17 protein-coding genes are annotated in these 25062 nt (G+C 38.8%); 6 read left to right on the forward strand and 11 right to left on the reverse strand.

Annotated elements, in window-relative coordinates; genetic code table 11:
• Window positions 1-122: 122 nt before the first annotated feature.
• The 6 genes from U735_RS0108060 to U735_RS0108095 all read right to left on the reverse strand — a co-directional run bounded on the left by U735_RS0108060 (window position 123) and on the right by U735_RS0108095 (window position 9276).
• Window positions 123-1667, reverse strand: coding sequence for an IS1182 family transposase (locus U735_RS0108060; RefSeq protein ID WP_031443335.1), 1545 nt, complete (start codon window positions 1665-1667; stop codon window positions 123-125).
• A 131-nt stretch (window positions 1668-1798) separates the two neighbouring features.
• Window positions 1799-3460: an Ig-like domain-containing protein gene (locus tag U735_RS0108065; RefSeq protein ID WP_031443336.1), complete on the reverse strand. Its 1662-nt coding sequence runs from the start codon at window positions 3458-3460 to the stop codon at window positions 1799-1801.
• Window positions 3461-4405: 945 nt separating this feature from the next.
• Window positions 4406-5686, reverse strand: a complete 1281-nt coding sequence (locus tag U735_RS0108080) for a nucleotide sugar dehydrogenase (protein WP_031443337.1) — start codon at window positions 5684-5686, stop codon at window positions 4406-4408.
• Between the two features lie 24 nt (window positions 5687-5710).
• Window positions 5711-7039 carry a UDP-glucose dehydrogenase family protein gene (locus U735_RS0108085; RefSeq protein WP_031443338.1) on the reverse strand — a complete coding sequence of 443 codons (1329 nt, stop codon included), beginning with the start codon at window positions 7037-7039 and terminating at the stop codon, window positions 5711-5713.
• Between the two features lie 9 nt (window positions 7040-7048).
• Complete coding sequence (locus U735_RS0108090) at window positions 7049-8047, reverse strand: SDR family oxidoreductase (protein WP_051891918.1); 999 nt, start codon at window positions 8045-8047, stop codon at window positions 7049-7051.
• Between the two features lie 197 nt (window positions 8048-8244).
• Window positions 8245-9276 (reverse strand): NAD-dependent epimerase, encoded by a 1032-nt coding sequence (locus U735_RS0108095; protein WP_031443340.1) that lies wholly within the window; start codon window positions 9274-9276, stop codon window positions 8245-8247.
• 700 nt (window positions 9277-9976) lie between these two features.
• Between U735_RS0108095 and U735_RS0108100 the strand changes: the two genes are divergently transcribed.
• From U735_RS0108100 to U735_RS0108110, 3 genes are read left to right on the forward strand one after another with little or no spacing between them, the layout of a single operon-like run.
• Window positions 9977-11914 (forward strand): polysaccharide biosynthesis protein, encoded by a 1938-nt coding sequence (locus U735_RS0108100; RefSeq protein ID WP_031443341.1) that lies wholly within the window; start codon window positions 9977-9979, stop codon window positions 11912-11914.
• Between the two features lie 55 nt (window positions 11915-11969).
• Window positions 11970-12731: a polysaccharide biosynthesis/export family protein gene (locus U735_RS0108105; protein WP_031443342.1), complete on the forward strand. Its 762-nt coding sequence runs from the start codon at window positions 11970-11972 to the stop codon at window positions 12729-12731.
• A 21-nt stretch (window positions 12732-12752) separates the two neighbouring features.
• Window positions 12753-15131 carry a GumC family protein gene (locus U735_RS0108110; protein ID WP_031443343.1) on the forward strand — a complete coding sequence of 793 codons (2379 nt, stop codon included), beginning with the start codon at window positions 12753-12755 and terminating at the stop codon, window positions 15129-15131.
• A 178-nt stretch (window positions 15132-15309) separates the two neighbouring features.
• Here U735_RS0108110 and U735_RS0108115 read toward each other — a convergent pair whose 3' ends face one another.
• The gene (locus tag U735_RS0108115) at window positions 15310-16050 is read right to left on the reverse strand and encodes a tyrosine-protein phosphatase (RefSeq protein ID WP_031443344.1); all 741 of its coding nucleotides are present in this window, start codon (window positions 16048-16050) and stop codon (window positions 15310-15312) included.
• Between the two features lie 1381 nt (window positions 16051-17431).
• On the opposite strand from U735_RS0108115, the gene U735_RS0108135 reads away from it, so the two are divergent.
• Complete coding sequence (locus tag U735_RS0108135) at window positions 17432-18742, forward strand: phosphoribosylamine--glycine ligase (RefSeq protein ID WP_232233200.1); 1311 nt, start codon at window positions 17432-17434, stop codon at window positions 18740-18742.
• 36 nt (window positions 18743-18778) lie between these two features.
• Window positions 18779-19246, forward strand: a complete 468-nt coding sequence (locus U735_RS0108140; protein ID WP_031443346.1) for a GNAT family N-acetyltransferase — start codon at window positions 18779-18781, stop codon at window positions 19244-19246.
• Window positions 19247-19467: 221 nt separating this feature from the next.
• On the opposite strand, the gene U735_RS0108145 is transcribed toward U735_RS0108140, so the two are convergent.
• A complete protein-coding gene (locus U735_RS0108145) occupies window positions 19468-20739 on the reverse strand; it encodes an MFS transporter (RefSeq protein ID WP_031443347.1) in 1272 nt (423 codons plus the stop codon).
• A 102-nt stretch (window positions 20740-20841) separates the two neighbouring features.
• Window positions 20842-21420 carry a PhnA domain-containing protein gene (locus tag U735_RS0108150; protein ID WP_031443348.1) on the reverse strand — a complete coding sequence of 193 codons (579 nt, stop codon included), beginning with the start codon at window positions 21418-21420 and terminating at the stop codon, window positions 20842-20844.
• 202 nt (window positions 21421-21622) lie between these two features.
• Between U735_RS0108150 and U735_RS0108155 the strand changes: the two genes are divergently transcribed.
• Window positions 21623-21976 (forward strand): hypothetical protein, encoded by a 354-nt coding sequence (locus U735_RS0108155; RefSeq protein WP_031443349.1) that lies wholly within the window; start codon window positions 21623-21625, stop codon window positions 21974-21976.
• A gap of 199 nt (window positions 21977-22175) precedes the next feature.
• On the opposite strand, the gene U735_RS0108160 is transcribed toward U735_RS0108155, so the two are convergent.
• Both U735_RS0108160 and U735_RS0108165 read right to left on the reverse strand, forming a co-directional pair.
• Window positions 22176-24374 (reverse strand): xanthine dehydrogenase family protein molybdopterin-binding subunit, encoded by a 2199-nt coding sequence (locus tag U735_RS0108160; protein WP_031443350.1) that lies wholly within the window; start codon window positions 24372-24374, stop codon window positions 22176-22178.
• A 29-nt stretch (window positions 24375-24403) separates the two neighbouring features.
• Window positions 24404-24868 carry a (2Fe-2S)-binding protein gene (locus tag U735_RS0108165; RefSeq protein WP_031443351.1) on the reverse strand — a complete coding sequence of 155 codons (465 nt, stop codon included), beginning with the start codon at window positions 24866-24868 and terminating at the stop codon, window positions 24404-24406.
• Window positions 24869-25062 lie beyond the last annotated feature (194 nt).

Genomic DNA, 25062 nt, shown 5'->3' on the forward strand with positions numbered 1-25062 from the left:
AAATGAGGTCGTCTAAAAACTATTTAGGCGACCTTTTAATTTTTGGTCTTTTAGGTTTTATTCTGATGTTGTTCGTTTAAACAGGCAATAATTGGCTGATTAAAAGTTTAGCAAAGCGACCTTTACATCACCAAACTCACTTTTTTAAGGTTATGTGCCATTGCAATGAGCCCTATTTCCGTTTCCACCTTATCAAGACCTCTTAGCATGAACCTTTTAAAGTTCATATTTTGCTTTATGTTGCCAAAAACCGCCTCCACATCCCAGCATCTTTGTTTTCTGTGGGCGATTCCTTCTGGATCCAATAATTTTTGTTTTGCCTTTGCCTTGAGTCTGGCCAGCTTGTGGTTTCTCTCTACTATGCGGTTGCCCTTTGATCTATGGCACAGGCTTCTGAGCTGACAGCCTGCACAGTTCTTGGCCTGGTACCTATTTATTTTTTGTTCATATCCGGTAGCGGTCTTTTTTAAATAGCTCCCTATGTTTTCCATGGGCTGTCCCATGGGGCAATAATAGGTGTCCGTTTCATTGTTGTAAAAGAGATTGTCCGCTGCAAATGGCCTTTTCTGCTTTCCACGTTTTTCATCCAACTGTTCTTTATGGAAGTAGTTATACTTTACAAATGCATCAATATCGTTCTCATGAAGATAGGTGTAGTTTTCTTCGCTTCCATAGCCTGCATCGGCCGTTAGTGCCCTGGGCGGTTTTCCGTAACCTTTTATAAAGTCTTCGGTATGGTCGATAAGTGTGGTGGTGTCCGCGGTGGTCTGTGCAAGGGTGTAGTTTGCTATGAACTGATTGTTGGTGGCCGCCTGTAGATTGTAGCCGGGCTTGAGCTGTCCATTGAGCATATGGTCCTCTTTCATCCTCATAAAGGTGGCGTCGGGATCCGTCTTGCTCATAGAGTTGCGTCCGCCCATCTGTTGCTCGTACCTGTTGTACTTGGCGATATTCTTTGGCCAGTTCTTCTTGGCGTAACCGAGCTTTTGTTTTACCTTTTTATCGATGTCCTTTCCTTTAAGTGCCCGGTCGATCTTGTCGATTGTCCGTGATACCTGGTCAGGGTCTATTGCTTCAAAGTTGTCCGGTCCGTTGGGCCTTTGTTCCTCTTCGGCATAGACCGTCTCCACATACCTCCATAGCTCTTTTAGTTGTTTCTCGATACGGGAACGTGAGGTCTTGACACTTTTTCCCCACACAAAAGTATAACGGTTGGCATTGGCCTCGATCTTGGTGCCATCGACATAGATTTCCTTTAAGCTCAAATAGCCCTGTTCTGCCAGCAGTATCACAACTTGGTTAAAGATCTTTTTGAACTTCCCCTTGAGTCTGCCCGAGCGAAAATTACTGATGGTGTTATGGTCGGGCCGGATACAGCCGCTGAGCCACATAAAGTGGACATTCTCGCCCAAAGCCTGTTCGATCTTACGGGAGGAATATAGGTTGCGAAGGTAGGCGTAGACCAAAATTTTGAGCAGGTCCCGGGGATGGTAGCTCGAGGTACCGCCTCCTTTATAGGTGTTTTCAATGGAGCGGATATCTATCCGGTCCAAAATGCTGTTGACGATACGTACTGGGTGATTCTCGGGAACAAGATCATCATAACTGGGAGGGAGAAGACTCAATTGCGCCTGACTATTGGTCATCCAAACGACATTGCTTTTCATACCATTAAGATAAGAAAATCAATATTTTTTTTAAAATCCTAAACAAAAAAAAGAGACTGCCTTTTTAGACAGCCTCATTTCATGGTATGTCCACATTATTTTCTATTTACACACTTTGTGGGATACTCCTATTAATTCATATAAAGTTCATATAAAAACATTTCCAGATTGGTATATCCGTTTCCATCTTGGTCACCATTGTTGTCTGCGGATCCAACATTTAGACCTTTAGCCTTTTCCCAATCGTCGTCCATTCCATCCTTGTCAACATCGGGGTAAGGTGTACCGTTCGAAATATTTGGGAAGGACCCGGAATACTTTATTGTGCCACTTTTAGCTTTGATATTGTTGATTACTTCGGTATCCACTGCATCTAATCCCTGGGATAATCCTGACCCCGCACCGGTATTCGCTAATAGGTATTCTTTCAATCCGTTTATAGATTTTGGAGTGTAACTACTTCTATATAATGGTACTGATTCTAAATAAGGGTTTCCTTTAGATGCTACTTCTCCCTTGTACATATCGCCAAGGTCATTTCCGCTGATATATAAGTAAGTATTTGCTATTTTGTTGGGTTCGTAGTTGTCAGGATTGGGTTCAGGAACATCCAATAAATTATTGCTACCGGTCGATACGTTATTGGAGTTCTCACAAACGTTATTTTCAATAGTTGCTTTTAGACCCTCGGAAGGGCCTGCTGGCCATGGAACACCATATATGTAATTATTTATCATTTCCAGTGTCAAATCTAAATGGGAAATGGTATTGGCCCTAACTACTCTTTGTTGAACAAGGCCAAAAATATTGTTCAAATACGATATATTCTTTGAATTGGCATTGATTAGATTTGATTTGGCATTTCCTGTTACGATCGAATTCTGAACGGTGGCTCCCCATGTATTCCTAATATCCAAATTCCCATCCAGTCCCCATGAAAAAGAACAATGGTCAATCATAATATCGGTAAGTGGGCTACCTCCTGTCCCATCAATTGTAAGTGCATCATCATTGGACCCAGTACTATTAGATGGGTCTTGTCTAAATCGTATATGTCTTATAATCACATTTCCATCCCTTACTTGAAGTCTAGCTCCCCTTATCAGTATACCACCTCCTGGAGCTGTTTCCCCTGCAATGGTAACATCGCCGCTTCCACGGGGAATTTGCAAATATTCACTCCCTTGGCCCTGAATGGTGCCACCTACTCTAAATATAATTGTTCTAGCTCCTGTCATTTCAAGGGCTTCCTTCAAGCTCCCCGATCCACTGAAATTGGTTGTGGTAACTTCAACAATCCTACCGCCTCGACCTCCTGTAGCGTTTTGACCGAATCCTTCGGCACCGGGGAATGCTTTGAGCTCACCCATGTCCAAGGGTTCTGTGGGTATAGGTGTCTTGTCGGTTATTGTTACCGTAATAGAACCAGTTTCTTGGGTAATTGTATCGTCCGTATTCGTTACATCAGTAGTGTAGCTAAACTCATCAGTGCCCGTTATATCGGTGTCTGGAGTGTATGTTATGGAATTATCCTCATTTATTACCGCTGTACCGATGGAAGGAGATGATACATCGGTAATGGTGGTTTTTTTTGACTTTCCGTTGGAGTCCCTTTTTGATGGTCTAATGATCACTGAACTATTACGCAAGGTAACTACGTTGTCCATTAGAGCTACTTCTGGGTTCTCAACTACATATTCCGCTAGAAGATCGGAATCTTTATTGCAGGAGGTTGTCAATAAGACAATAAAACCTAGGGCTAATTGAATGAGATTTGAGGGGTGAAATTTCATAAGTAAAAGACTTTAATTAAAAATGATAATCATTTGGGTTCAACAATATTATTTATTTTTTCAATATCATCGCTAAAACATACGTTATTTTCGATGAAATGCACAATTGAAGTGCAATGAAGGTTTTACGTTGGTAATCTATGTTTTAGATGTTGACAAGTCATTTTTTCGATGAAATACACTTTTCTTTAAGAAATGAGGTGCAATTTTAGTTATAGCTGTGAAAAATTTAACATTATTGATCCAGATTCATCGCCTTTGGTATTTAGTTGTAATTTTTTTAAAATTTGGGGTTTGAATTTCTACAATATAAAGTTTGGAAACTTATTTACCTAAAGGATTCAATGGGTATATAGTCATCTCGGATTTAAGAATTGTTCCTTATAATAACATTTGACTTTATGTCTGGGTAAAACGATACTCCTATAAATAAAGCCCACTCCATTTCAACAATAATCTATTGAATATTGACTAGTATGAGAACAGTGACTTTCCGAGATATATTGTTTGGACCTTTCCTAGGGCTTATTAAGGAGCAAGGTATGATAGTTCAATGACCATCATTAGAAATTAATGGAATGAAGGAAGAAGTTGGGAATGGTCCGGTTTCCGGACCTTAGCCTAAAATTCAATTTACAGGAATGGTATTGGGTTCTGGAATTGATTGCGGTATTTTCGGAATTAGAAATAATCAAAATACTTAGGTAAATATGTGAAAGTCCAAAAGGAATTGAACAATGTAGGTATATCAGCCTCAGATTTGAGTTATGTGGTCTTTACTATCAACGTAAGCTGACAAATACTAACGCAGGATAACATGGTAGGCGGGTTTATATAGTGCCGCCATTATGACGTAAAGTTCCTGATAACCAAAAAAACCTCTCGGCACCATAAGTGGCAAGAGGTTGGAATGCTGATCTAAATGTGGCCTTAACTTGCCGCTCCTTACAGTCTACCGTTCGCCCGATCCTGCAATATTCCTTTTACATCGTATATTACGCCATCTTGTTTTAACATGGATTTCAAATCCATATTTGAAAATTCTTTGTGGGCTACGGTAAGCACTATGGCATCAAATTTTGAATTGGGTAGCTCTTTTGTTGTGTGAAGGCCATATTCGTGATTTACCTCTTCTTGGGATGCCCATGGGTCATAGGTGGTAATGTTTGCCCCATAAATTCTTAAGTTGTTAATGACATCCACGGCCTTGGTATTCCGTACATCCGGGCAATTTTCCTTAAATGTAATTCCTAAATTTAGGATATGAGATCCCTTAACCTTAATATCATTTTGAACCATTAATTTAACGACCTCAGAGGCTACATATTTACCCATGCCATCGTTCATACGGCGACCTGCCAAAATTATTTCAGGATGGTAACCGAATTCCTGAGCCTTTTGGGCTAAATAATAAGGATCCACACCAATACAATGTCCACCTACCAAACCTGGTTTAAAGGGTAGGAAATTCCATTTGGTCCCTGCTGCTTCAAGTACCTCATGGGTGTCAATGCCCATTAAATTAAATATCTTGGCCAATTCGTTCACAAAGGCAATATTGATATCTCGTTGCGAATTCTCGATCACCTTTGCCGCTTCCGCGACTTTGATACTTGGTGCCAAATGTGTTCCTGCGGTTATGACAGAGGCATATAGGTCGTTGACCTGTCTGCCAATTTCCGGCGTTGAACCGGAGGTTACCTTTAATATTTTTTCTACGGTATGTTCCTTGTCCCCGGGATTTATCCGTTCTGGGGAGTACCCTGCAAAAAAATCCTTGTTAAAAGTTAATCCACTTATTTTTTCCAGAACCGGTATACATTCATCCTCGGTCACCCCAGGGTATACCGTGGATTCATAAACAACTACATCCCCTGTTTTAAGCACTTGGCCAACCGTTTCACTAGCTTTGTAGAGCGGGGTTAAAATGGGTCTGTTGGTACTGTCCACTGGGGTTGGTACGGTTACTATATAATAGTTGCAGTCCTTTATATCCTCTATATTGGAAGTGCAGAATAATCCAGTCTCCATTTCGGCTTTATTGGATAATACGGCTTGTAAAACGCTGTCCTCTACTTCCAGGGTCTTGTCCTGGCCAGCATTTAGCTCCTTTATTCGGGTTTGGTTTATATCGAATCCGATGGTAGGGTATTTTGTTGCAAACAAACGTGCCAAGGGCAGTCCTACATATCCCAATCCTATTATCGCTATTTTAATTGTGCTCATTGCGGTATAATATTAATTGTTTAATTATTTCTTCCCTATTTGATAATACTCAAACCCTCTTTCTTCCATTAGAACATGATTGTACTGGTTGCGACCGTCAAAAACAATAGGGGTTCTTAGTTGAACCTTTAGTTCCTCAAAATCCGGGGACCTAAACTCCTTCCATTCGGTCAGTAAAATCATTGCATCTGCATTTTGGAGGGTTTCATATTTGGAATTGTGATAGGTTACTCCATTGATGTCCTTTAGGTAAAAATGTTGTGCCTCCTCCATAGCTTTGGGATCATACGCCTGTATTTTTGCGCCGCGTTTCACTAATTCCTTAATGATATAAATGGCAGGTGCCTCACGCATATCATCGGTCTCAGGTTTGAAGGCCAAACCCCATATGGCAAAAGTTTTACCACTAAGATCCTCGCCGAATCTATTTACCACCTTATTGGCGATGACCAATTTTTGTTTGTCATTGACCAATTCCACAGAATTGATCAATTGTGCGGTATAACCGTGTTCTTCCGCTGTTTTTTTAAGTGCCTTTACGTCTTTTGGAAAACAGGATCCACCGTAGCCACTTCCCGGGTATATGAAGCTATAACCAATCCGGCTATCCGATCCAATTCCAATACGTACCTTGTTTACATCGGCACCTACAAGTTCACATATATTCGCAATTTCGTTCATAAACGAGATTTTTGTAGCCAACATGGCATTCGCAACATATTTTGTCATTTCAGCAGAGCGTACGTCCATTTGAATAAGTCGGTCAACACTACTTCTAAAAAATGGACTGTAGAGAGTCCTCATTTTTTTTGCTGCTTCATCATTATTGGCTCCTATGACCACTCTATCCGGTTTCATAAAATCATTAATGGCATCCCCTTCCTTTAAAAATTCGGGATTGGAAACAACATGGAATTCTATGGATACCTGGCGTTTGTTCAATTCCTCCTGTATAGTTGCTTCTACCTTATCGGCAGTGCCTACTGGTACTGTAGATTTATCCACAATAATTAAAGAATGGGTCATATGTTGCCCAATTTGCTTGGCCACCTGCAGGACATATTTTAAGTCGGCAGATCCATCATTGCCCATTGGTGTGCCCACAGCAATAAAAGCTATATCACATTTTTCCAGATGTGAACTTAGAGCGGTACTAAAGTGCAAACTTTTATTTTTAATGTTCCTTGCGACCATGGCCTCCAATCCAGGCTCATAAATGGGGATTATACCTTGCTTAAGATTTTCAATTTTTTTTGTATCCACATCTATACAGGTAACCGTATTTCCCATTTCCGCAAAACACGTACCACTGACCAAACCTACATAACCCGTTCCTATTACCGTTAAATTCATTTTTAATATTTATTTTAAATTAGACCAATACCATTTAACAGCCTCCATTATCCCGGAATCTATATTGTATTGTGGATCATATCCCAGCAATTTTTTGGCTTTGTCTATGGAAGCCAAGGAGTGGGGTACATCCCCTTGTCTGTTTGGGCCGTATGTAATCTCCACTTCAGAGATTTTTGGATCGAACTCGGCCAAGTATTTCTTTAACAAGGACACCAATTCGTTTAAGTTGGTACGCTCTCCGTAGGCTACATTGTACACTGTATTTACCGCCTCCGGATTGTTACTTACAATGGCCCTTAGGTTCATTTGTATAACATTATCTATATAGGTGAAATCCCTAGAATAAGACCCGTCCCCGTTGATTACAGGAGAATCATATTTCATCAATTGCATTACAAACTTGGGGATAACCGCCGCATAAGCACCATTGGGATCCTGTTTTCTTCCAAAAACATTAAAATACCGCAATCCTATAGTTTCAAGACCATATGTTTTACTGAAAATTTCTGCATAAAGTTCGTTTACATATTTGGTAATTGCATATGGTGAAAGAGGTTTTCCAATTACCTCCTCAACTTTCGGCAAGCCCACTGAATCTCCATAGGTGGAAGAACTTGCAGCATACACAAAGCGTTTTATCTTGGCATCCCTTGCGGCCACCAGCATATTTAAAAAGCCGGAAACGTTAACATCATTACTGGTAATGGGATCGTTTATCGATCTGGGAACCGAACCCAAAGCTGCTTGGTGCAATATATAATCCACACCTTTGCAAGCATTTTGACAATCCTCCAAATTTCGAATGTCTCCCTCGATTAATCGGAATTTCGGATTGGAATATAAATGAGCGATATTCTCCTTTTTTCCGGTTGAAAAATTATCCAAACAACTTACAGTGTTTCCGTTGTTCAAAAGGGTTTCGCAAAGGTTGGAGCCTATGAAACCAGCTCCTCCTGTAACCAGCACATGGTAATTAGGGTTTAATTTAGGTGACATCTTTTGCATCTTAAACTATATTATAATTTTTACGGAGGGACAAAGGTGGGTAAAAGAATTATAAATCAATATTATTATTATTTTAAGTTGCAATAAACTCGATGAAATGAAACTATAGACCAAATATTTTCCCAAAAGCTATGGATTGATAACATTTTAAGTGTACCTAAAAAGAAGTGAAATGGAGTATGTACCCTTAGAATGAATTAATTAGTATGGTAGAATTTTTTATACCATGAAACGAAATTGGAAACACCTTCCTTAATTGGAGTATTCGGTCTATAATCATAGTCCTTAATTAAATCGTCTACATTGGCCCAGGTTGCAGAAACATCACCAGGCTGCATTGGCAGCATATTTTTTTTAGCCTTGACGTTGAGATTATCTTCTATTTCTTCAATAAAATCCAATAATTTTACTGAATCGTTATTTCCAATATTATAGATCTTGTATTTGTCATTTGTATTTAGTCTGTCTTGAGTGTCTTTCTCCAGAATTCTAATGACTCCATCCACAATGTCGTCTATATAGGTGAAATCACGTTCCATTTGTCCGTTGTTAAAGACATTTATTGGTTTGCCTTTTACCATAGCCTCTGTAAACAAAAACATGGCCATATCCGGTCGGCCCCATGGTCCGTAAACGGTGAAAAAGCGTAGTCCTGTGGTTGGAAATCCATATAGATGGCTATAGGTAAATGCCATTAGTTCATTACTTTTTTTGGTGGCGGCGTAAAGACTAATGGGGTGGTCCACATTATCCGAAGTTTCAAATGGGATTTTTTTGTTCAAGCCGTAAACACTTGAACTACTGGCATATACCAAATGTATTATGTTGTGGTGCCTACAACATTCCAATAAATTTAAAAAACCTACTATATTACTATCTATATAGGTTTCAGGATTTTCCAAACTATATCTAACTCCAGCCTGGGCAGCGAGGTTGCAGACCAGATCAAATTGTTGGTCTTTGAATAATGCAGGCAGTGCTTCCCTATCTTCTAAATTTAGGCGGATGAATTTGAGGGGACTATTTGGTATATTGCTCTGACAGATTTTTCCGAAGTTCTTTGCTTCTTCCGGTGAGATGCCCAATTCTTTAAGTCGGGCATATTTTAAGGAAACATCATAGTAGTCGTTTATATTGTCGAGGCCAATAACCTCATGTCCGTTTTCCGTTAATTTTTTGGATACATGGAAGCCAATAAATCCGGCCGCTCCTGTTACTAATATTTTCATCTTTTTATAAATTTATAGATTGGATGGAATTTGTGCTAAAGTTGAACTGTTCCTATTTTTTGATTTTATTAAATTTTTAAAATCTATTTATTTTGCGGTTTACACCCAATTCCAGGGCACATAGCACAATTGATTAATTTGTTTATGGGTGTAAATATAGTATTAAAGACCAAATACATGGGGGGAATTTATTAAGAAGATAACAATACGATCATTATAAGGGTAGGGGTTCAATTTTGATTGCAATACCTATGGATAGAGGAAAACCTATTGACAATCAGGATCTTGATTGTTAAACTTTACCGCAACTAAACTACATTGATTGGTATTGGGGTTGGAATAACAGAAAAACTCGATAAAAGTTATTTCCTAAATTATGGATATTGGGAAATTTAAGTAATTAATGGGTATTCATCCGATTTTTTGAGAGTTTACCGAATTATACATGCTTCCTATGTTCTGATCAAAAATTACCTTTAATTTTATACAGTGAAATAGAATGTTATATGACTGAAATACTTTCTAGGCCATATGAAAGATAGGTTATCCTACCTTCAATTATTAATGGAAATATATGTTGATAAAAGGGTGAAATTTCCGTATCTTAGGCTGTGTAGGCATCTAAGAATAAAAATGGGCTTGCCCAATAATATTGGCGTATTTACAGATTTACAGATAAAAAATTAAATATACCTACTAAATGATACAAAATTACTTGACCAATAGAGCGCAAAAATATACTTCCAAATGGATTGTGTTGGCCATTGATTTGACTTTGATTGCAATTACTTTTGTATTCTCATATCTTATACGTTTTAACCTTACCCTAGATTTTGATATAGACGCGTTGTTTCTTCAATTGCCTGTTATTATGGTAATTGGATTGGTGTCTTTTTTGATTACGGGCTCCTATAAAGGTGTAATTAGGCATACTGGGGTTAGGGATGTTTACAATATTTTCAATGCTATTTGCTTATCCAGTATTATAACCATTTTTATGGTTATTGTGAATAGGGAGATGAATTATATGGAGAATTTTACAGTACCTTTATCTATAATTATCATTCACAGTTTGTTGGCCTTTATGGCCTTAAGTGCCTCTAGGTATGTTTTTAAAACGGCCTATTATAATCTGGTAAAACAATTTAAAATTACCAAGAATGTAATTATTTATGGTGCGGGTGAATCTGGTATTCTTACCCAAAACGCCTTGACGAGTCATACAGGAAGTGTTTCCAAAGTGGTTGGTTATATTGATAGGGATAATGAAAAGGTTGGAAAAAATATTAATGGGGTACGGGTGTATGGGCCAGAGGTGCTCACGGAGTATTTTATTAAAAATCATGATATTTCTGAGATTATTTTTTCCATTCAAAATATAGATCGTAACCGTTTGAGGGAGTTGGTTGAGGAATTGGTGGATTTTCCGGTACAAGTTAAAATTGTTCCGCCTATTGAGGATTGGATCAATGGAGAACTTAAAATATCCCAAATTAAGCAGGTTCAGATAGAAGATTTATTGGATCGGGCTCCTATAAACATCAAGAATAGCAGAATATCCAATGAATTAAGAAATAAAGTGGTTGTGGTTACTGGGGGTGCAGGTTCCATTGGTAGTGAGTTGGTGAGGCAAATTGCCAATTGCGATTACAAATCCTTAATCGTCATTGATCAGGCCGAATCGGCCCTTTACGATCTTCAGCAGGAATTGAAACAAAATGGATTTCATAATTTTATTCCAATTGTTGGTGATATACGTGATAAAAACAGGATGTCTGCCATCTTTCAGGAGCATAGACCAAATTTAGTTTTCCATGCCGCTGCTTATAAGCATGTACCTCTTATGGAGTACAATTCGTACGAGGCTATAAAAATTAATGTGGCTGGTACCAAAGTTATTGTAGATCTTTCCTTGGACAATAACGTGGACAAATTTATTTTTGTGTCTACTGATAAAGCGGTAAACCCGACCAATGTAATGGGTGCTACCAAGAGGATTGCAGAAATGTACATTAGCTGTTCCGAACAATATAAAAAGACCAAGTTTATTACCACTCGCTTTGGGAATGTATTGGGGTCCAATGGATCTGTGATTCCATTATTTAAAAAGCAGATTGAAAATGGCGGGCCTTTAACGGTAACACATAAGGATATCACTCGCTATTTTATGACTATACCAGAGGCCGCCCAATTGGTATTGGAAGCTGGAGGTATGGGACAAGGTGGTGAGATTTTTATTTTTGATATGGGCGAATCCGTTAGGATTTTTGATCTGGCCAAAAATATGATCAAACTTTCAGGCCTTAGATATCCTGAAGATATAGACATCAAGATTACGGGACTTAGACCGGGAGAAAAGCTCTATGAGGAATTGCTGGCGAATGTAGAAGACACTATGCCTACCTACCACAAGAAAATCATGATCAGCAAGTCCAGGGAATTATTGTATGAAGAAACTAAGTCCAAAATCAACGAATTGTGTGTTTCCAATATGTTTTTTAATGAAAACACCGTAAGGATGATGAAGGAAATTGTTCCTGAATATGTTTCCAATAATTCTGACTTGTGCAAATTGGATAAAAAAGATACCAAAATTGATCCCGAAACTATAATGTCCAAGAAGGTTTTACAATCCTAATTATTTACTATACTTGTATAAGAAATTATAATTTTAATTTTAAAACTCCATTGCTATGGGTAAAAAAGTTATTGTCATTACTTTATTTGTGCTTCTATTAACTTCTTGTGCCTCCAGAAAGGAAGTGGTCTATTTTCAGGACACTGGAGATTTTGAAACCGTTGTAAATAAGAATCGCTCAATTGCAAAATTTAAGGTAGACGATTTGGTATCTATACATGTATCTTCTTTAAACCCAGAGGCAAGCGTCCCTTTTAACCTGTATAGGGGAGGGGGCGAATCTACGGGATTTAGACCTGAACCTGTAGATTACCTAGTTGATGAAGCGGGGGAAATTGACTTTCCAGTCATTGGTAAAATAAAAATAGAAGGACTTTCTCCAGAAGAATTAAGAAATCTACTTAGAAATCATTTGTCAGAATATTTAAAGGATCCTATCATCAATATCCGCTTGCAAAATTTCACCGTATCAATTTTAGGGGAGGTTGCAAGACCTGGAACTTATCCTGTGAATGGTGAGCAAATAAGTATATTGGAGGCATTGGGTTATGCGGGGGATTTAACTATCCGTGGAGTGAGGGACAATGTACTGGTAATTCGTGATTTTAACGGTACCAAAGTTTACACTAGAATTGATTTAACCTCAAAAAAAATGGTAGATTCCCCTGTGTATTATCTTACCCAGAATGATGTGGTGTATGTAGAACCCAATAGATCAGGGATAACAGCTTCTAGTTTGGACCAAAGGGCGAGTATAGCCATTTCCATTGCCTCGGTACTAATTACTTCAACGGTTATCTTAATCACTAGACAATAAAATACAACTTTTCATAATAGAATGAATTCCGAATCTACCCTTATTTCACACAAAAAAATAAATTACAGAGAATTACTTAAACCTTATCTCAGGAATTGGAAATGGTTTTTATTATTTGCCTTAATTGGGATTGTATTGGCGGTTTTGAAAATCAGATATACCACTCCCGAATATGCGATCCAGGCGAAAATTCAAATTTTAGAAGATCAGAGCGCTACTTCCGAACTGGACGTTTTTAGAGATTTAAATGTTTTGGGAGGAGGTCGAAATAGAGTCCAAGATGAAATTGAGGTTTTAAATTCTAGGTCCAATCTAATCCAAGTAATCAAACAGCTAGGGTTAAATAAAAAAATTGTGGCGTTAGGAAATATCCAGAATTCTGATATGTACCATAATGCACCTTTTAAGATTAGTTTTATGTCACCCGATTCCGTAGTACATCGTTCTAAGGAAAAGTTCTTTATAACCCTGAAATCAAACACATCCTTTGAATTGTCCGAAGAAGAAGATGAGCCGGCAATAGTATATCTTTTTGGGAAAACTATATCTTCCTCTGTAGGAGATATTGTCATTACCCCAAACGTGTTGGACCTGCATAATTATGAAGGCAGAAAATACATGGTTGCCGTTGATCCACTTACCGAGGTTGCTGACGCCTATCAAAAGAATATTCAGGTGACAATAACCAATGAGCAATCGAATATTATTGCATTAGCATTAAATGATCAAGTAATTAATCGTGGACAAGATGTCATTAATGCTTTAATATACAATTATAATCAGAATGCCATTGACGATAAAAAGGCCATTGCGGACAGGACCTCTAATTTTATCGATGATAGAATTGCCAATATATATGGTGATTTGTCCACGGTTGATGAAAGTGAAGAAGACTTTAAATCCAACAGGGGATTAACCGATATTGGAGCGCAGACCAATATTAATCTTAATGTTGGTGCGGCAAGTCAGCAGGAATTACAAAATGCCTCCGTGCAATTGGATATTGCCTCCTCCATGAAGGACATCGTGGAAAATCAAGACGGATATGAATTGTTGCCTTCAAACGTTGGACTTGCCGATGCCTCTATTGCTGCTACTACGGCAAGATATAACGAATTGGCCCTGGAACGTAAGCGATTATTGGAAAGTTCCAATGAAAGGAACCCCATTATTGTTAATTTGGACCAGCAATTGGCGGGACTAAAGCGAAGTATGCAATCTAGTTTAAATAGCGTTACCAACAATTTGTCCCTACAAGTCAACAGTTTAAGTAGCCAATTGTCCAAAATAAATTCTAGAATATATTCCGCTCCCAAAAATGAAAGGGCGTTGCGCGATATTACAAGACAACAGCAGACTACCGAGGCCCTTTATTTGTACTTACTTCAAAAAAGAGAGGAATCCCAAATAACCTTTGCATCTTCTACTCCTAAATCCAAGGTTATAGATAAGGCGTTTTTGGTAAGCAATATTCCGGTTTCGCCTAAGAAAAGTATTATACTATTGGCATATTTAATTTTGGGATTATTGTTGCCGTTTTCTGTAATATACGGTAAAGACCTCTTAGACAATAAGATACATAATAAGATTGGTTTGGAGCAATTAGTACCTAATGTCCCTGTCCTTGCAGAATTGCCAAAACTGTCCAAAAAGGACAATATGTTGATCTTAAAAGATGACCGTTCTGTTATGGCAGAATCACTTAGGATTTTGAGGACCAACCTGGATTATTTAATCAAGGCAAAAACTGGGGAAGGGAATAAAAATGTGGTCTTTATAACCTCTAGTGTATCAGGTGAAGGAAAAACCTTTTTGTCATCCAATTTGGCCATGATTTTAGCCAATACAGGTAAGAAGGTGCTTTTGATAGGCGCAGATATAAGAAACCCAAAATTATACAATTTTTTTAGTAATAAGAACGTGGACGAGATAGGTAATCGTAAATCAAATCAGAATCTTGGTTTAACAGAATACCTTTATGATGGTAGCTTAACACCAAAGGATTTGGTACATTCCATGTTGGTACATAGTAGTACAATAGATGTTGTATATTCAGGCAAAATACCACCTAATCCTGCAGAACTCCTTATGAGCAGTAGAGTGAAAGGTTTATTTGAAGAATTTTCGGCCGCCTATGATTATGTGATTGTTGATACAGCACCATTATTTGTTGTTACAGATACCCTTCTCATTAGTCAGTATGCAGATCATATTATTTACGTTACAAGAGCTGGATCCACGGAAAAGGCAGTTTTGGAATTTCCGTTGAATTTAATGAAAGAAGGCAAATTGAAGGGGCTATCCTTTGTGGTCAATGATGTGAAGGATAGCAATTTGGGTTATGGTGGTAAATATGGTTATGGCTACGGTAAGTCACTAAAAAAATGGTGGCAGTTCTAATTTAATAAAAGGTATTAAACCTCAGGGCAAGCCTGTCCGACAAAGGCAGGCCCTGAACACAATAACAGGAATCGATCCAAGTGTAGAGGTACTGAACCTAGATCCCGCCGAAAAAGGCGGGATTAGTTCAACTTTCAATTTTCAGTGCGTCTTACCGACTTCTCAAAATTGAGTTTCACTAATAAAAATCACTTATAGTATTTTCAATAACCGGAGAAAGCAATTTTAGAAGTTTACTGCTCACCTGCAATTCTTTAACGCTTTGTAATTGTTGAAGGTTATGAACATCGGAGGCTAAATAGTCTATAAGTCCACTTTCCAATAACTTATGTGCCTTTTTTTGTACTTCTTTCCCATAGAATGTCCCCAATGATAAAAGGTTCATTTGAAATAGAATGCCGTTTTTCTTATATTTTTCAAATTTTGAAGAATTAAGATGTAGAAAGGAATATCTTTCCGGGTGTGCCAAAATTGGAAAATACCTGTGGGAAGCAATATTCTGAATAGCCTCGTCAAAATTGATGGGAGGTTGTAAATAGGACATTTCTATCAAGAGATATCTATTTCTTAAGGGCATTACTTTTTCTTGCTCAAGAAGGCTATCAAAATTGGCATCTATCATATGTTCGGCAGATACATCCAAGCTTATATCCTTCATCCCTTCATTTAACAGTTTGTCCTGTACTTTGCCGTGAGCAGTATTTATACTGTGATAATCATTGGGGTAATAATTATGCATGATATGGGGAGTGGCAATGAATTTTTTCACCCCAATATCCGAGAACCCTTTTATAAGTTCCATGGAGTCTTCCACAGTTTTGGCGCCATCATCAATTCCCGGTAGAATGTGATTGTGTATGTCTATAAAATTTTCAAGCGAGTCTACAACGAATTCTTTCTTCTGAAAAAAGTAAAACATGAATTTTAATTTCCGGCAAAGGTAGGATTTTATTAATTATCTTGAATTGGGTATTGAGTATTGAGAAGCTTGAGCCTGGAGCCTAGAAACTGGATAATATGTTAAGGTTCAAAGTTGTATTGAGTACATAGTATTGGTTTTGGATAGTCTTCAGTAGGCAGTGGCAGTAGGCAGGTCCACCATTAACGGTTTAAAGGCAGTAAAAGCTCCTTCCACTGGAAAAGCCTGTCCCGCGATTTCCGCGGGAGGTGAAGGTGGCTTCGACGGAGGAGAAGACGGAAGGGGTGGAAATTGCAAGGTTCAAGGTCGGTGGTCTAACATCTAGCATCTAACACAAGGACGGGTCATAGGCCATAGATGAGCCATAGATACTCCATAGATAGTCCATAGTTAGTCCATAGATAGACCGTATATGAAATGAGTATGACCAAAATTTGGTCTAACATCTTGCATCTAGTATCTAATATCTAGTAATTGAGTATTGGGATTGGATAGTCTTCAGTAGGCAGTGGCAGTAGGCAGGTCCACCATTAACGGTTTAAAGGCAGTAAAAGCTCCTTCCACTGGAAAAGCCTGTCCCGCGATTTCCGCGGGAGGTGAAGGTGGCTTCGACGGAGGAGAAGACGGAAGGGGTGGAAATTGCAAGGTTCAAGGTCGGTGGTCTAACATCTAGCATCTAACACAAGGACGGGTCATAGGCCATAGATGAGCCATAGATACTCCATAGATAGTCCATAGTTAGTCCATAGATAGACCGTATATGAAATGAGTATGACCAAAATTTGGTCTAACATCTTGCATCTAGTATCTAATATCTAGTAATTGAGTATTGGGATTGGATAGTCTTCAGTAGGCAGTGGCAGTAGGCAGGTCCACCATTAACGGTTTAAAGGCAGTAAAAGCTCCTTCCACTGGAAAAGCTTGTCCCGCGATTTCCGCGGGAGGTGAAGGTGGCTTCGACGGAGGAGAAGACGGAAGGGGTGGAAATTGCAAGGTTCAAGGTCGGTTTGGTGTAAACATCTAGCATCTAGTATTAAGTATAGGGATTCTAGATTTGGATCCAAGCCCGATTCTAATTTTCTGCCCTTATTTTTATGAGTTATTTAATTTTCATATATATTTGTCCCAAAATTATTCACTATTGGGCACTAGCTTGGTATATTGAAACCTACACTCCAATTCGGGCATATCATTGTTATGCTGAACTGTCCCAAACATTGGACGCCGAATTACATTAACGAAAATTTATTAGAATTGTTTTGTTTTAGAAGGGAAATAGCTGGCTTTCAGTCTATTTTACATTTAAAAACTTTACTTTGTACATTGTGCTTTCAAACAAATTTGCTAACTAATTCTTAAAAAATTAACATATCTCATTAAATTGAAAAAAGAGAAATTAAAAAGTCAAATAGTAGTTAAGCGAAATTTCTTGATCGTATCCCGATGGGGGGAAACATTGGATATGGCTGTAGCCATTTTGAACGAAGGTCACTCCGTTAAAATGTATATAGAAGATAAGCCTTCTAGGGAAATAGGCTATGGTTTTGTGCAAAAGGCCAAAGATTGGAAAAGCTATATCGATTGGGCAGATGTCCTAATTTTTGATTATACCGGTTATGGCAAAATTTGTTCAGAATTAAGGGCTCAAGGTAAATTGGTCGTCGGAGGAACGGAATATTCAGATCTTTTGGAACTGGACCGTAATTTTGGACAGGCAGAATTAAAGAAACATGGCATAAAAATATTACCGTCCAAGGAGTTTTTCAACTTTCAAGATGCTATCGACTATGTCAAGGCCAATCCCAATGCCTATGTGATAAAACCATCTGGTGAAACCCAGGAATACAAACAATTGTTATTTGTTGGCAGTGATGATGAAGGGCTCGATGTAATTCGGGTTTTAAAGGCTTACGAGAAATCTTGGGGTAATGATTTTGGTAATTTTCAATTGCAACGCAAGGTAAAAGGGGTGGAGGTGTCCGCGTCGGCCTATTTTAACGGGAAGGAATTTATTTATCCTATAAATATTACTTTCGAGCATAAGAAACTTTTTCCCAAAGAATTGGGCGTGTCCACGGGTGAGATGGGATCCAGTATGTTCTGGACCAAGGATTCACCTATTTTTGAAGCGACCTTAAAAAAGTTTGAAAGTTCTTTGGCCAAGGGTGGTTTTATTGGGCAATTGGATATAAATTGTATTGTAAACGGCAATGGAATATATCCCTTGGAATTCACTTCCAGGTTTGGATACCCACAGATATTCATACAACGGGCGGGAATTTTGGAACCATTAGGAAACATGTTTTACAAGTTGGCATCTGGAGAGAAATTTAGGATCAATGTTAGAAAGGGATTTCAGGTTGGGGCCTATATGGTTGTACCCCCTTTTCCCTTCGAGGATAAAAAGACCTTTGAACTATTCTCTAAAGATTCTGTCATCGTATTCAAAAAGGATATGAAAGATGGAGTACATCCCATGCATCTCAAGAAAATTAATGATGAATGGCTCATTACCGGAAATACAGGAATTGCTTTATTGGTCACCGGTACCGGCCTCACTATGAAAGATGCCCAAAAAATGATGCAGAACAGGATAAGTAATATCATTATTAATAATGTTTACTATAGAACCGATATTGGCGATAGGTGGTCCGATGATTTTGACCGCTTGTGGTCGTGGGGACTGTTATAGGGAGCAATAAGCAGTTGTAAGAGTATAGATCTTTTTATGGAATTGATTAATTTGGGACTTGAGGGGGGTAGTTTTTTTAAAATTCTTCCAGAAGATTGGAAAGATGTAATTGAATCTGTTTGGGACGATTACAAGAAGAATGCGAATATCTATGTATTTAAGAATGCCTTGGACATAACCGCAGGTGGAATTGTCTTTAGGACGGCCCCTCCAAATATGACCGATTTTGAAATAGGGGAGTGGCAAAAATACGTGACTGCCAATTTTCATTATATTGGTTTTTTATTTGTCGATCCCAAGTATCGTGGTAAGTCCTTGGGTTCAGAATGGCTTACTGCCTTAAAGGACCAATTTCCCGACCAATCTTATTGGCTGACTATAGAGGAGGAGGGATTAAGGTCTTTCTATGAGAAAAATGGATTCAAGTGCGTTTCCAAAAGCAAGGATAAGGATAACCCGGAATGGATATTTACGTATACACCAGAGGGGGCATTGAACAATTAACAATATACAATTATTAGAAGTGAGTATTTAGAAAGGAGAATCTAGATTCTGGAGCCTAGAAACTGGACTAAAGACGTCTGTTCATAGTATTGAGTACTGAGATTGAATTGTCTTCAGTTGGCAGTTGCAGTAGGCAGGGAGAAAGTTAAGTGTGCAAGTCTTAATTCCAATATCTAACTTCTAGTGTCTCACATCTAGTATCCAACTTTCCACGCCTATGCCTAATCATTACCATTTTCATGTTCCTCCAAATCTTTTCTCAGATCCAGTTTTCTAAAAGTAGGGGAGATAGCACCAGTGAATATTACCGTAATTAAGGTCATACAGCCACCAAAAACGACCGCGGTGACCGTACCCATCAATTTGGCCGTTAGTCCACTTTCAAAAGCTCCCAGCTCATTGGAAGATCCAACGAACATAGAATTCACAGAAGCTACCCTGCCACGCATATGATCTGGAGTCCTTAATTGTAAAATAGTTTGTCTAATAATCATGGATATTCCATCGGTAACACCACTAAAAAAAAGTGCTATTACGGAAATCCAGAAAGAAGTGGAAAGTCCAAAGGCAATTATACAGAGGCCAAAACCAAATATGGATCCCAGAAGTTTTAAACCTGCATGTTTATTTAACGGAAAATAGGCGGAGGTAAACATGATTATCAAGGCTCCCACGGCTGGGGCTGCACGTAAAATTCCAAATCCCTCCGGACCCACTTTTAGTATATCTTGGGCATAAATGGGTAATAGAGCTATGGCCCCACCAAAAAGTACGGCAACCATATCCAAAGTGATGGCTCCCAGAATAATTTTGGTGCCAAATACAAATTTCACCCCCTCTTTTAAGCTTTTTATTACTGGTTCCCCGATATTGGGGTTCAAAATAGGTTTCTTTTTAATTTTGGTTAAAATAAGGAGCGCCATTAAAGAAAAGGCAAAAATGAGGCACATGGACCAGTGCACCCCTATTAAATTTATGCTAAATCCGGCCAAGGCAGGACCTAGGACAGCCGCCATTTGCCAAACCGAGCTACTCCAAGTAGCGGCATTGGGATATACTTTTTTGGGGACGATCAATGCAAATAACGAAAATATGGTGGGCCCTAAAAATGCCCTTACAATACCACCTAGAAACACTAAAAAATAAATGGAATACAAAATCGAGTTTTTGGACCAATCCTGTACAATTTGTGGCCAGGTGAGCAAAAACAATCCCAAGCTTATAATCGAAAAGCCTAAAATGCATTTAAGAAGCAATCCCTTTTTTTCCTTTTGATCCACTATATGACCGGCAAACAATGCCAACGATACTGCGGGAATAACCTCCATAAGTCCTATTATTCCCAGGGATAGGGGATTTTTGGTCAAGGAATACACCTCCCATTCTATAATCACAAATTGCATGGACCAAGCAAAGACCATGGCAAACCTGACCAACAAAAAAACGTTGAATTCCTTATATCTCAGTGCGGCATAGGGGTCTCTATTTGCCATGAACCATTTTATATTAGAAACCTAAAAGTATATTCCAGTAGTGGACTTTAAGTAATATGATTGAGAATTAGGATGCACAATTCATTTATTGGTAAGCAGGTACTATATTTTCTTTACAAATTTTGTCAGGATAACAATTTGTTGGCCATCAACTTTTCCTTCTATGTATTCCTCATTTTCATGATCAAGGGAAACACGCCTTACGGCCGTACCTCTTTTGGCAACCATACTAGATCCTTTTACCGGTAGATCCTTGATAAGTACAACACTATCACCTGCTTCAATAACGGCACCATTGCTGTCACGATGTATAATTTGATTCTCGGAAGGTGCACCTTCACCTGTGGCCTTGGCCCATTCCAAATCCTCTTCCTCCAAATACATTATATCCAGCAGATCTTGAGGCCATCCTTCCTTTCTTAACCTGCTTAACATTCGCCAAGCGATAACTTTTACCGGCGTATGTTCACTCCACATACTATCATTTAAACATCGCCAGTGGTTGGGATCTGTGTTATCCGGGTTTTCAATTTGATCCTTACAAACTTCACAAACCAAAAGATTAGCTTCCAAACCTTCTTTTTTTGGTGGTTGAACTTCAAATACACTTAATTTTTCAGTACTGGTACATAACTCACATTGGTGATTGCTTCTTTTGCCCAATTCCCTTTCAATATTCATTGTAATAGATTTTATAGGGACAAATGTAAACGAATTGAATAAATGGTTGCTATGGAAATGTAAAAAATGGGTCAAAGGATATAAGTGAAAAATCAAATTATTATATATTTCTAAGTATTGTCCTAATTAGGCATTGTTTATAAGTTCTGGTAGCTAAACTTTATTTAAGTGGGATAGACCTTTATTTTTGTTTCCTTTTTTTATGGAAGATTTAAAGGTAGGGGATAAGTTATATAATGTAAGTCAAAACGGATTTGGTGATTTTTACAGGTATTCTTTTTCGGAAGTGGTTCGCCTTACCAAGACTTTGGCAATTTTGGATAATGGGGTTCGATTAAGAAATAAACCAGTAAAGTCTTTGATCAACTACGAGATAGGGTATGCGCTTGCCACAAATAGATGGGTGTATTGGCATATGGTATCCAATGAGATTTTGCGTAGAGCTGAAAAGGAGAATGAAGTGATTGCCATACACGATTGGTTTGGAGATCGTTCCTTTAATTTTTTAGAAAAAACAATGATCTATAATTTATTTAAGGAAAAGGGAATACTTTAGTTAAATGTAGCTTTTTTTGGTTGCTCGTTACAAAATGTAGCATATAATAATGGCTATAATGCTTCATATATAATAAATAATCATTGGTGGATAAGTGCTCAAATTCTGATATTAGATATTTATTTTCAAATTAAATTTACAGGCTTCCATAATAACAATTTATAAGACCGATACAGGAATTTCACCTAATCCAACTTTCTTATCCCACTACTTGTTTTTCGGTTACAAAAGGCTGATGATAGTGCCGCTGTCCCGTTGCTTTGTACAGGGCATTGGCCAAAGCCCCTATAGCAGGCGGCAGGCCAGGCTCTCCCAGTCCAGTTGGGTCTATTTCATTTTCAACGAAGAAAACCTCAATTTCCTTCGGCGCCTGCGAATGTCGGATCAACTGATATTTGTCAAAATTCATTTGGTTGGGTGCCCCATTTTCGAAGGTCAGTTGGCTATACATGGAATGTCCAATACCATCAATAACACCACCTTGAATCATATTCTTAGCTGCATCTTTATTTACCACAATACCGCAATCTACGGCACACCATACCTTTTCCACAATTGGCTGTCCATTGTTGAGGACCATATCAAATACTTCGGCAACATAGGTAGAATGGCAAAAATAGGCAGCTACTCCACGATGAACATTGGGTTTTGTTGTTCCCCAATTGGATTTTTCCTTGACCAGTTTTAAAACTCCTGCGTAGCGTTCTGCTTCGTATTCATGTTTTTCCCCTACGGGGTCTTTAATAGCACGATCAAACAATTCCAAACGAAAATCTATAGGATCCTTGCCCGCTGCTTCCGCCACTTCGTCAAGAAATGCTTGTTCGGCACCTGCGGTAAAATTGGATCTTGGTGCCCGCCAGGCCCCTGTGGTAACATTGGTTGGCGCCTTGATTTTTTCGGCCGAATAATTTTCAACTGCCCCAGCTGGGAATCGGTTTGGAAATACAGGACCTTCGGGTAATCCGGCACCCTTTACGGTGAAAGCGATTAGATTATTGTTCTCATCGAGACCTGCTTTATAGACAGAACGATAGGTAGGGCGATAGGTTCCCTGCGTCATATCATCCTCCCTGCTATATATAAGTTTAACGGGAGCCCCTATTTTTTTGGAAATGGCAGCTGCTTCAACTCCAAAATGTACATAAAGCCTTCTCCCAAAACCCCCGCCTATACGGGTCATATTTACGGTTACATTTTCCAGCGGCAGGTTTAATAATTTGGCTACCGAACCTTCTAGGGCTTCTGGTGTTTGTGTTGGACCAATAAGTTCTGCCGAATCTGCCGTAACATTGGCAAAAAAGTTCATGGGTTCCAAGGTATTGTGGGCAATGAATGGGGCACTATATGTTCGTTCTATAATTTTAGCGGCTTTTTTAAAGGCGGCTTCCGGATTTCCATCCTTTCTACTTTCCATTACCTGCCCGGATACCAAGGCTTTTTCCAGTCTTTTTAAATGCATTTCGGAACTTTCCAACTCTCCGGTAGTTTCCCAGTTAGCTTTCAAGGCCTTTTTGGCCTGCATTAATTCCCAGGTAGAATCGCCTACTATAGCAATTAATTGTTTAAAACCTTTTTCGTCGAACCCACCAGGTTCTTCAACAGTGGTATCAACAATAAAGGCATCCTCGACCCCAGGCATACTTTTTATCTCTGCTTCGTTAAAGTCTTTTATCGTCATGCCAAATGCCGGAGGGTGCTGTATCATGGCCAGTTGCATACCATCCCTATGGAAATCAAGTCCAAATAGGGGTTGGCCCGTAACTATTTTCTTCCCATCTACATTCTTGATACTTGTACCGATTAATTTGAAGTCTTTGACTCCTTTAAGTTCCACTTCCTTAGGGACTTCAATTCCTACAGCTTTGGAGGCTATCTCTCCATAGGTAACAGTTCGTTCTCCAGTGTTCTCTTTAATTACTCCATTGCTAGCGTTCAAATCCGACACCTGAACACCCCATTCTTTTGCTGCAGCTTCCATTAACATTCTTCTGCCCGTAGCACCAGCCATTCGCAGTGCATTCCAGCTTAAACGAATTGACAAACTTCCGCCTGCAAATTGATTCTGGTACCATCCTGTGTTTAGGGGTGCTTGTTCAACCACGACATTTTTCCAAGGCACATCCAATTCTTCAGCTACTATCATCGGCATTGAAGTCCGCACATTTTGTCCTATTTCCGGATTGGGAGAATAAATGGTAACTAAACCCGTATCCCCAATTTTGATATATCCGTTGATTTCGAACCATTCTTTAGGCATTGCCACTCCGGGCTCCGGTTCCGGTGTATTTGGCTTGCAGCCGTTAAGCCAACTAAAACCTATTAGCATACCACCACCGGCGGCGGCTGAAACCTTTATGAAGGAACGACGATTATATTGAGTTTTTATCCGTGTCATGATTTTTTTTTTGATGTACCTAGCAATTTTTAAGCGATTTTAGAATCTGCAGCAGTCTTGATAGCTTTCTTAATGCGGGTATACGTGCCGCAACGACAAATATTTCCGTTCATAGCTCCTTCGATTTCCTCATCGGTGGGATTCGGATTCTTTTTAAGGAAAGCACTAGCGTTCATGATCTGTCCAGCCTGACAATATCCACATTGATACACATCTTCTTCCATCCATGCCAGTTGCACCGGATGGTCGCCTTTTTCGGATAGGCCCTCGATGGTAGTAATATTTTGATCTCCTACTGCCGAAATGGGCAATTGGCAGGAGCGTACGGCATTATCATCAAGGTGTATGGTACATGCACCGCATTGTGAGATGCCGCAACCGTATTTTGTACCGACCAATTTTAGATGGTCTCGCAATACCCAAAGCATGGGTGTAGTGGGGTCAACATCCAATTGCTCGGTTTTCCCGTTGATTTTAAGATTGAAATTTGCCATGATTTTAGTGTAAGAGAATTAACTGGTATAAGTTACAAAATTAATTGGATGTTAAAAGGGTAGAAATCGAACTAATTATCAATAATTTGTTTAAGTATATTGTTAAATTTTTTAGGAATTGATGACTATATCAATTTTTACATAATGACATTGAAGATTGTTAGTCTAATACTAGAAGACATGGGATTTATCGA

Origin of the sequence: Arenibacter algicola (assembly GCF_000733925.1) — a bacterium.
Lineage (GTDB): Bacteria > Bacteroidota > Bacteroidia > Flavobacteriales > Flavobacteriaceae > Arenibacter > Arenibacter algicola.

What these genes read in the sequence shown, in the direction of transcription:
- U735_RS0108060 (WP_031443335.1), bottom strand. Translation starts at nt 1,667, where the DNA reads ATGAAAAGCAATGTCGTTTGGATGACCAATAGTCAGGCGCAATTGAGT.
- U735_RS0108065 (WP_031443336.1), bottom strand. Translation starts at nt 3,460, where the DNA reads ATGAAATTTCACCCCTCAAATCTCATTCAATTAGCCCTAGGTTTTATT.
- U735_RS0108080 (WP_031443337.1), bottom strand. Translation starts at nt 5,686, where the DNA reads ATGAGCACAATTAAAATAGCGATAATAGGATTGGGATATGTAGGACTG.
- U735_RS0108085 (WP_031443338.1), bottom strand. Translation starts at nt 7,039, where the DNA reads ATGAATTTAACGGTAATAGGAACGGGTTATGTAGGTTTGGTCAGTGGT.
- U735_RS0108090 (WP_051891918.1), bottom strand. Translation starts at nt 8,047, where the DNA reads ATGCAAAAGATGTCACCTAAATTAAACCCTAATTACCATGTGCTGGTT.
- U735_RS0108095 (WP_031443340.1), bottom strand. Translation starts at nt 9,276, where the DNA reads ATGAAAATATTAGTAACAGGAGCGGCCGGATTTATTGGCTTCCATGTA.
- U735_RS0108100 (WP_031443341.1), top strand. Translation starts at nt 9,977, where the DNA reads ATGATACAAAATTACTTGACCAATAGAGCGCAAAAATATACTTCCAAA.
- U735_RS0108105 (WP_031443342.1), top strand. Translation starts at nt 11,970, where the DNA reads ATGGGTAAAAAAGTTATTGTCATTACTTTATTTGTGCTTCTATTAACT.
- U735_RS0108110 (WP_031443343.1), top strand. Translation starts at nt 12,753, where the DNA reads ATGAATTCCGAATCTACCCTTATTTCACACAAAAAAATAAATTACAGA.
- U735_RS0108115 (WP_031443344.1), bottom strand. Translation starts at nt 16,050, where the DNA reads ATGTTTTACTTTTTTCAGAAGAAAGAATTCGTTGTAGACTCGCTTGAA.
- U735_RS0108140 (WP_031443346.1), top strand. Translation starts at nt 18,779, where the DNA reads ATGGAATTGATTAATTTGGGACTTGAGGGGGGTAGTTTTTTTAAAATT.
- U735_RS0108145 (WP_031443347.1), bottom strand. Translation starts at nt 20,739, where the DNA reads ATGGCAAATAGAGACCCCTATGCCGCACTGAGATATAAGGAATTCAAC.
- U735_RS0108150 (WP_031443348.1), bottom strand. Translation starts at nt 21,420, where the DNA reads ATGAATATTGAAAGGGAATTGGGCAAAAGAAGCAATCACCAATGTGAG.
- U735_RS0108155 (WP_031443349.1), top strand. Translation starts at nt 21,623, where the DNA reads ATGGAAGATTTAAAGGTAGGGGATAAGTTATATAATGTAAGTCAAAAC.
- U735_RS0108160 (WP_031443350.1), bottom strand. Translation starts at nt 24,374, where the DNA reads ATGACACGGATAAAAACTCAATATAATCGTCGTTCCTTCATAAAGGTT.
- U735_RS0108165 (WP_031443351.1), bottom strand. Translation starts at nt 24,868, where the DNA reads ATGGCAAATTTCAATCTTAAAATCAACGGGAAAACCGAGCAATTGGAT.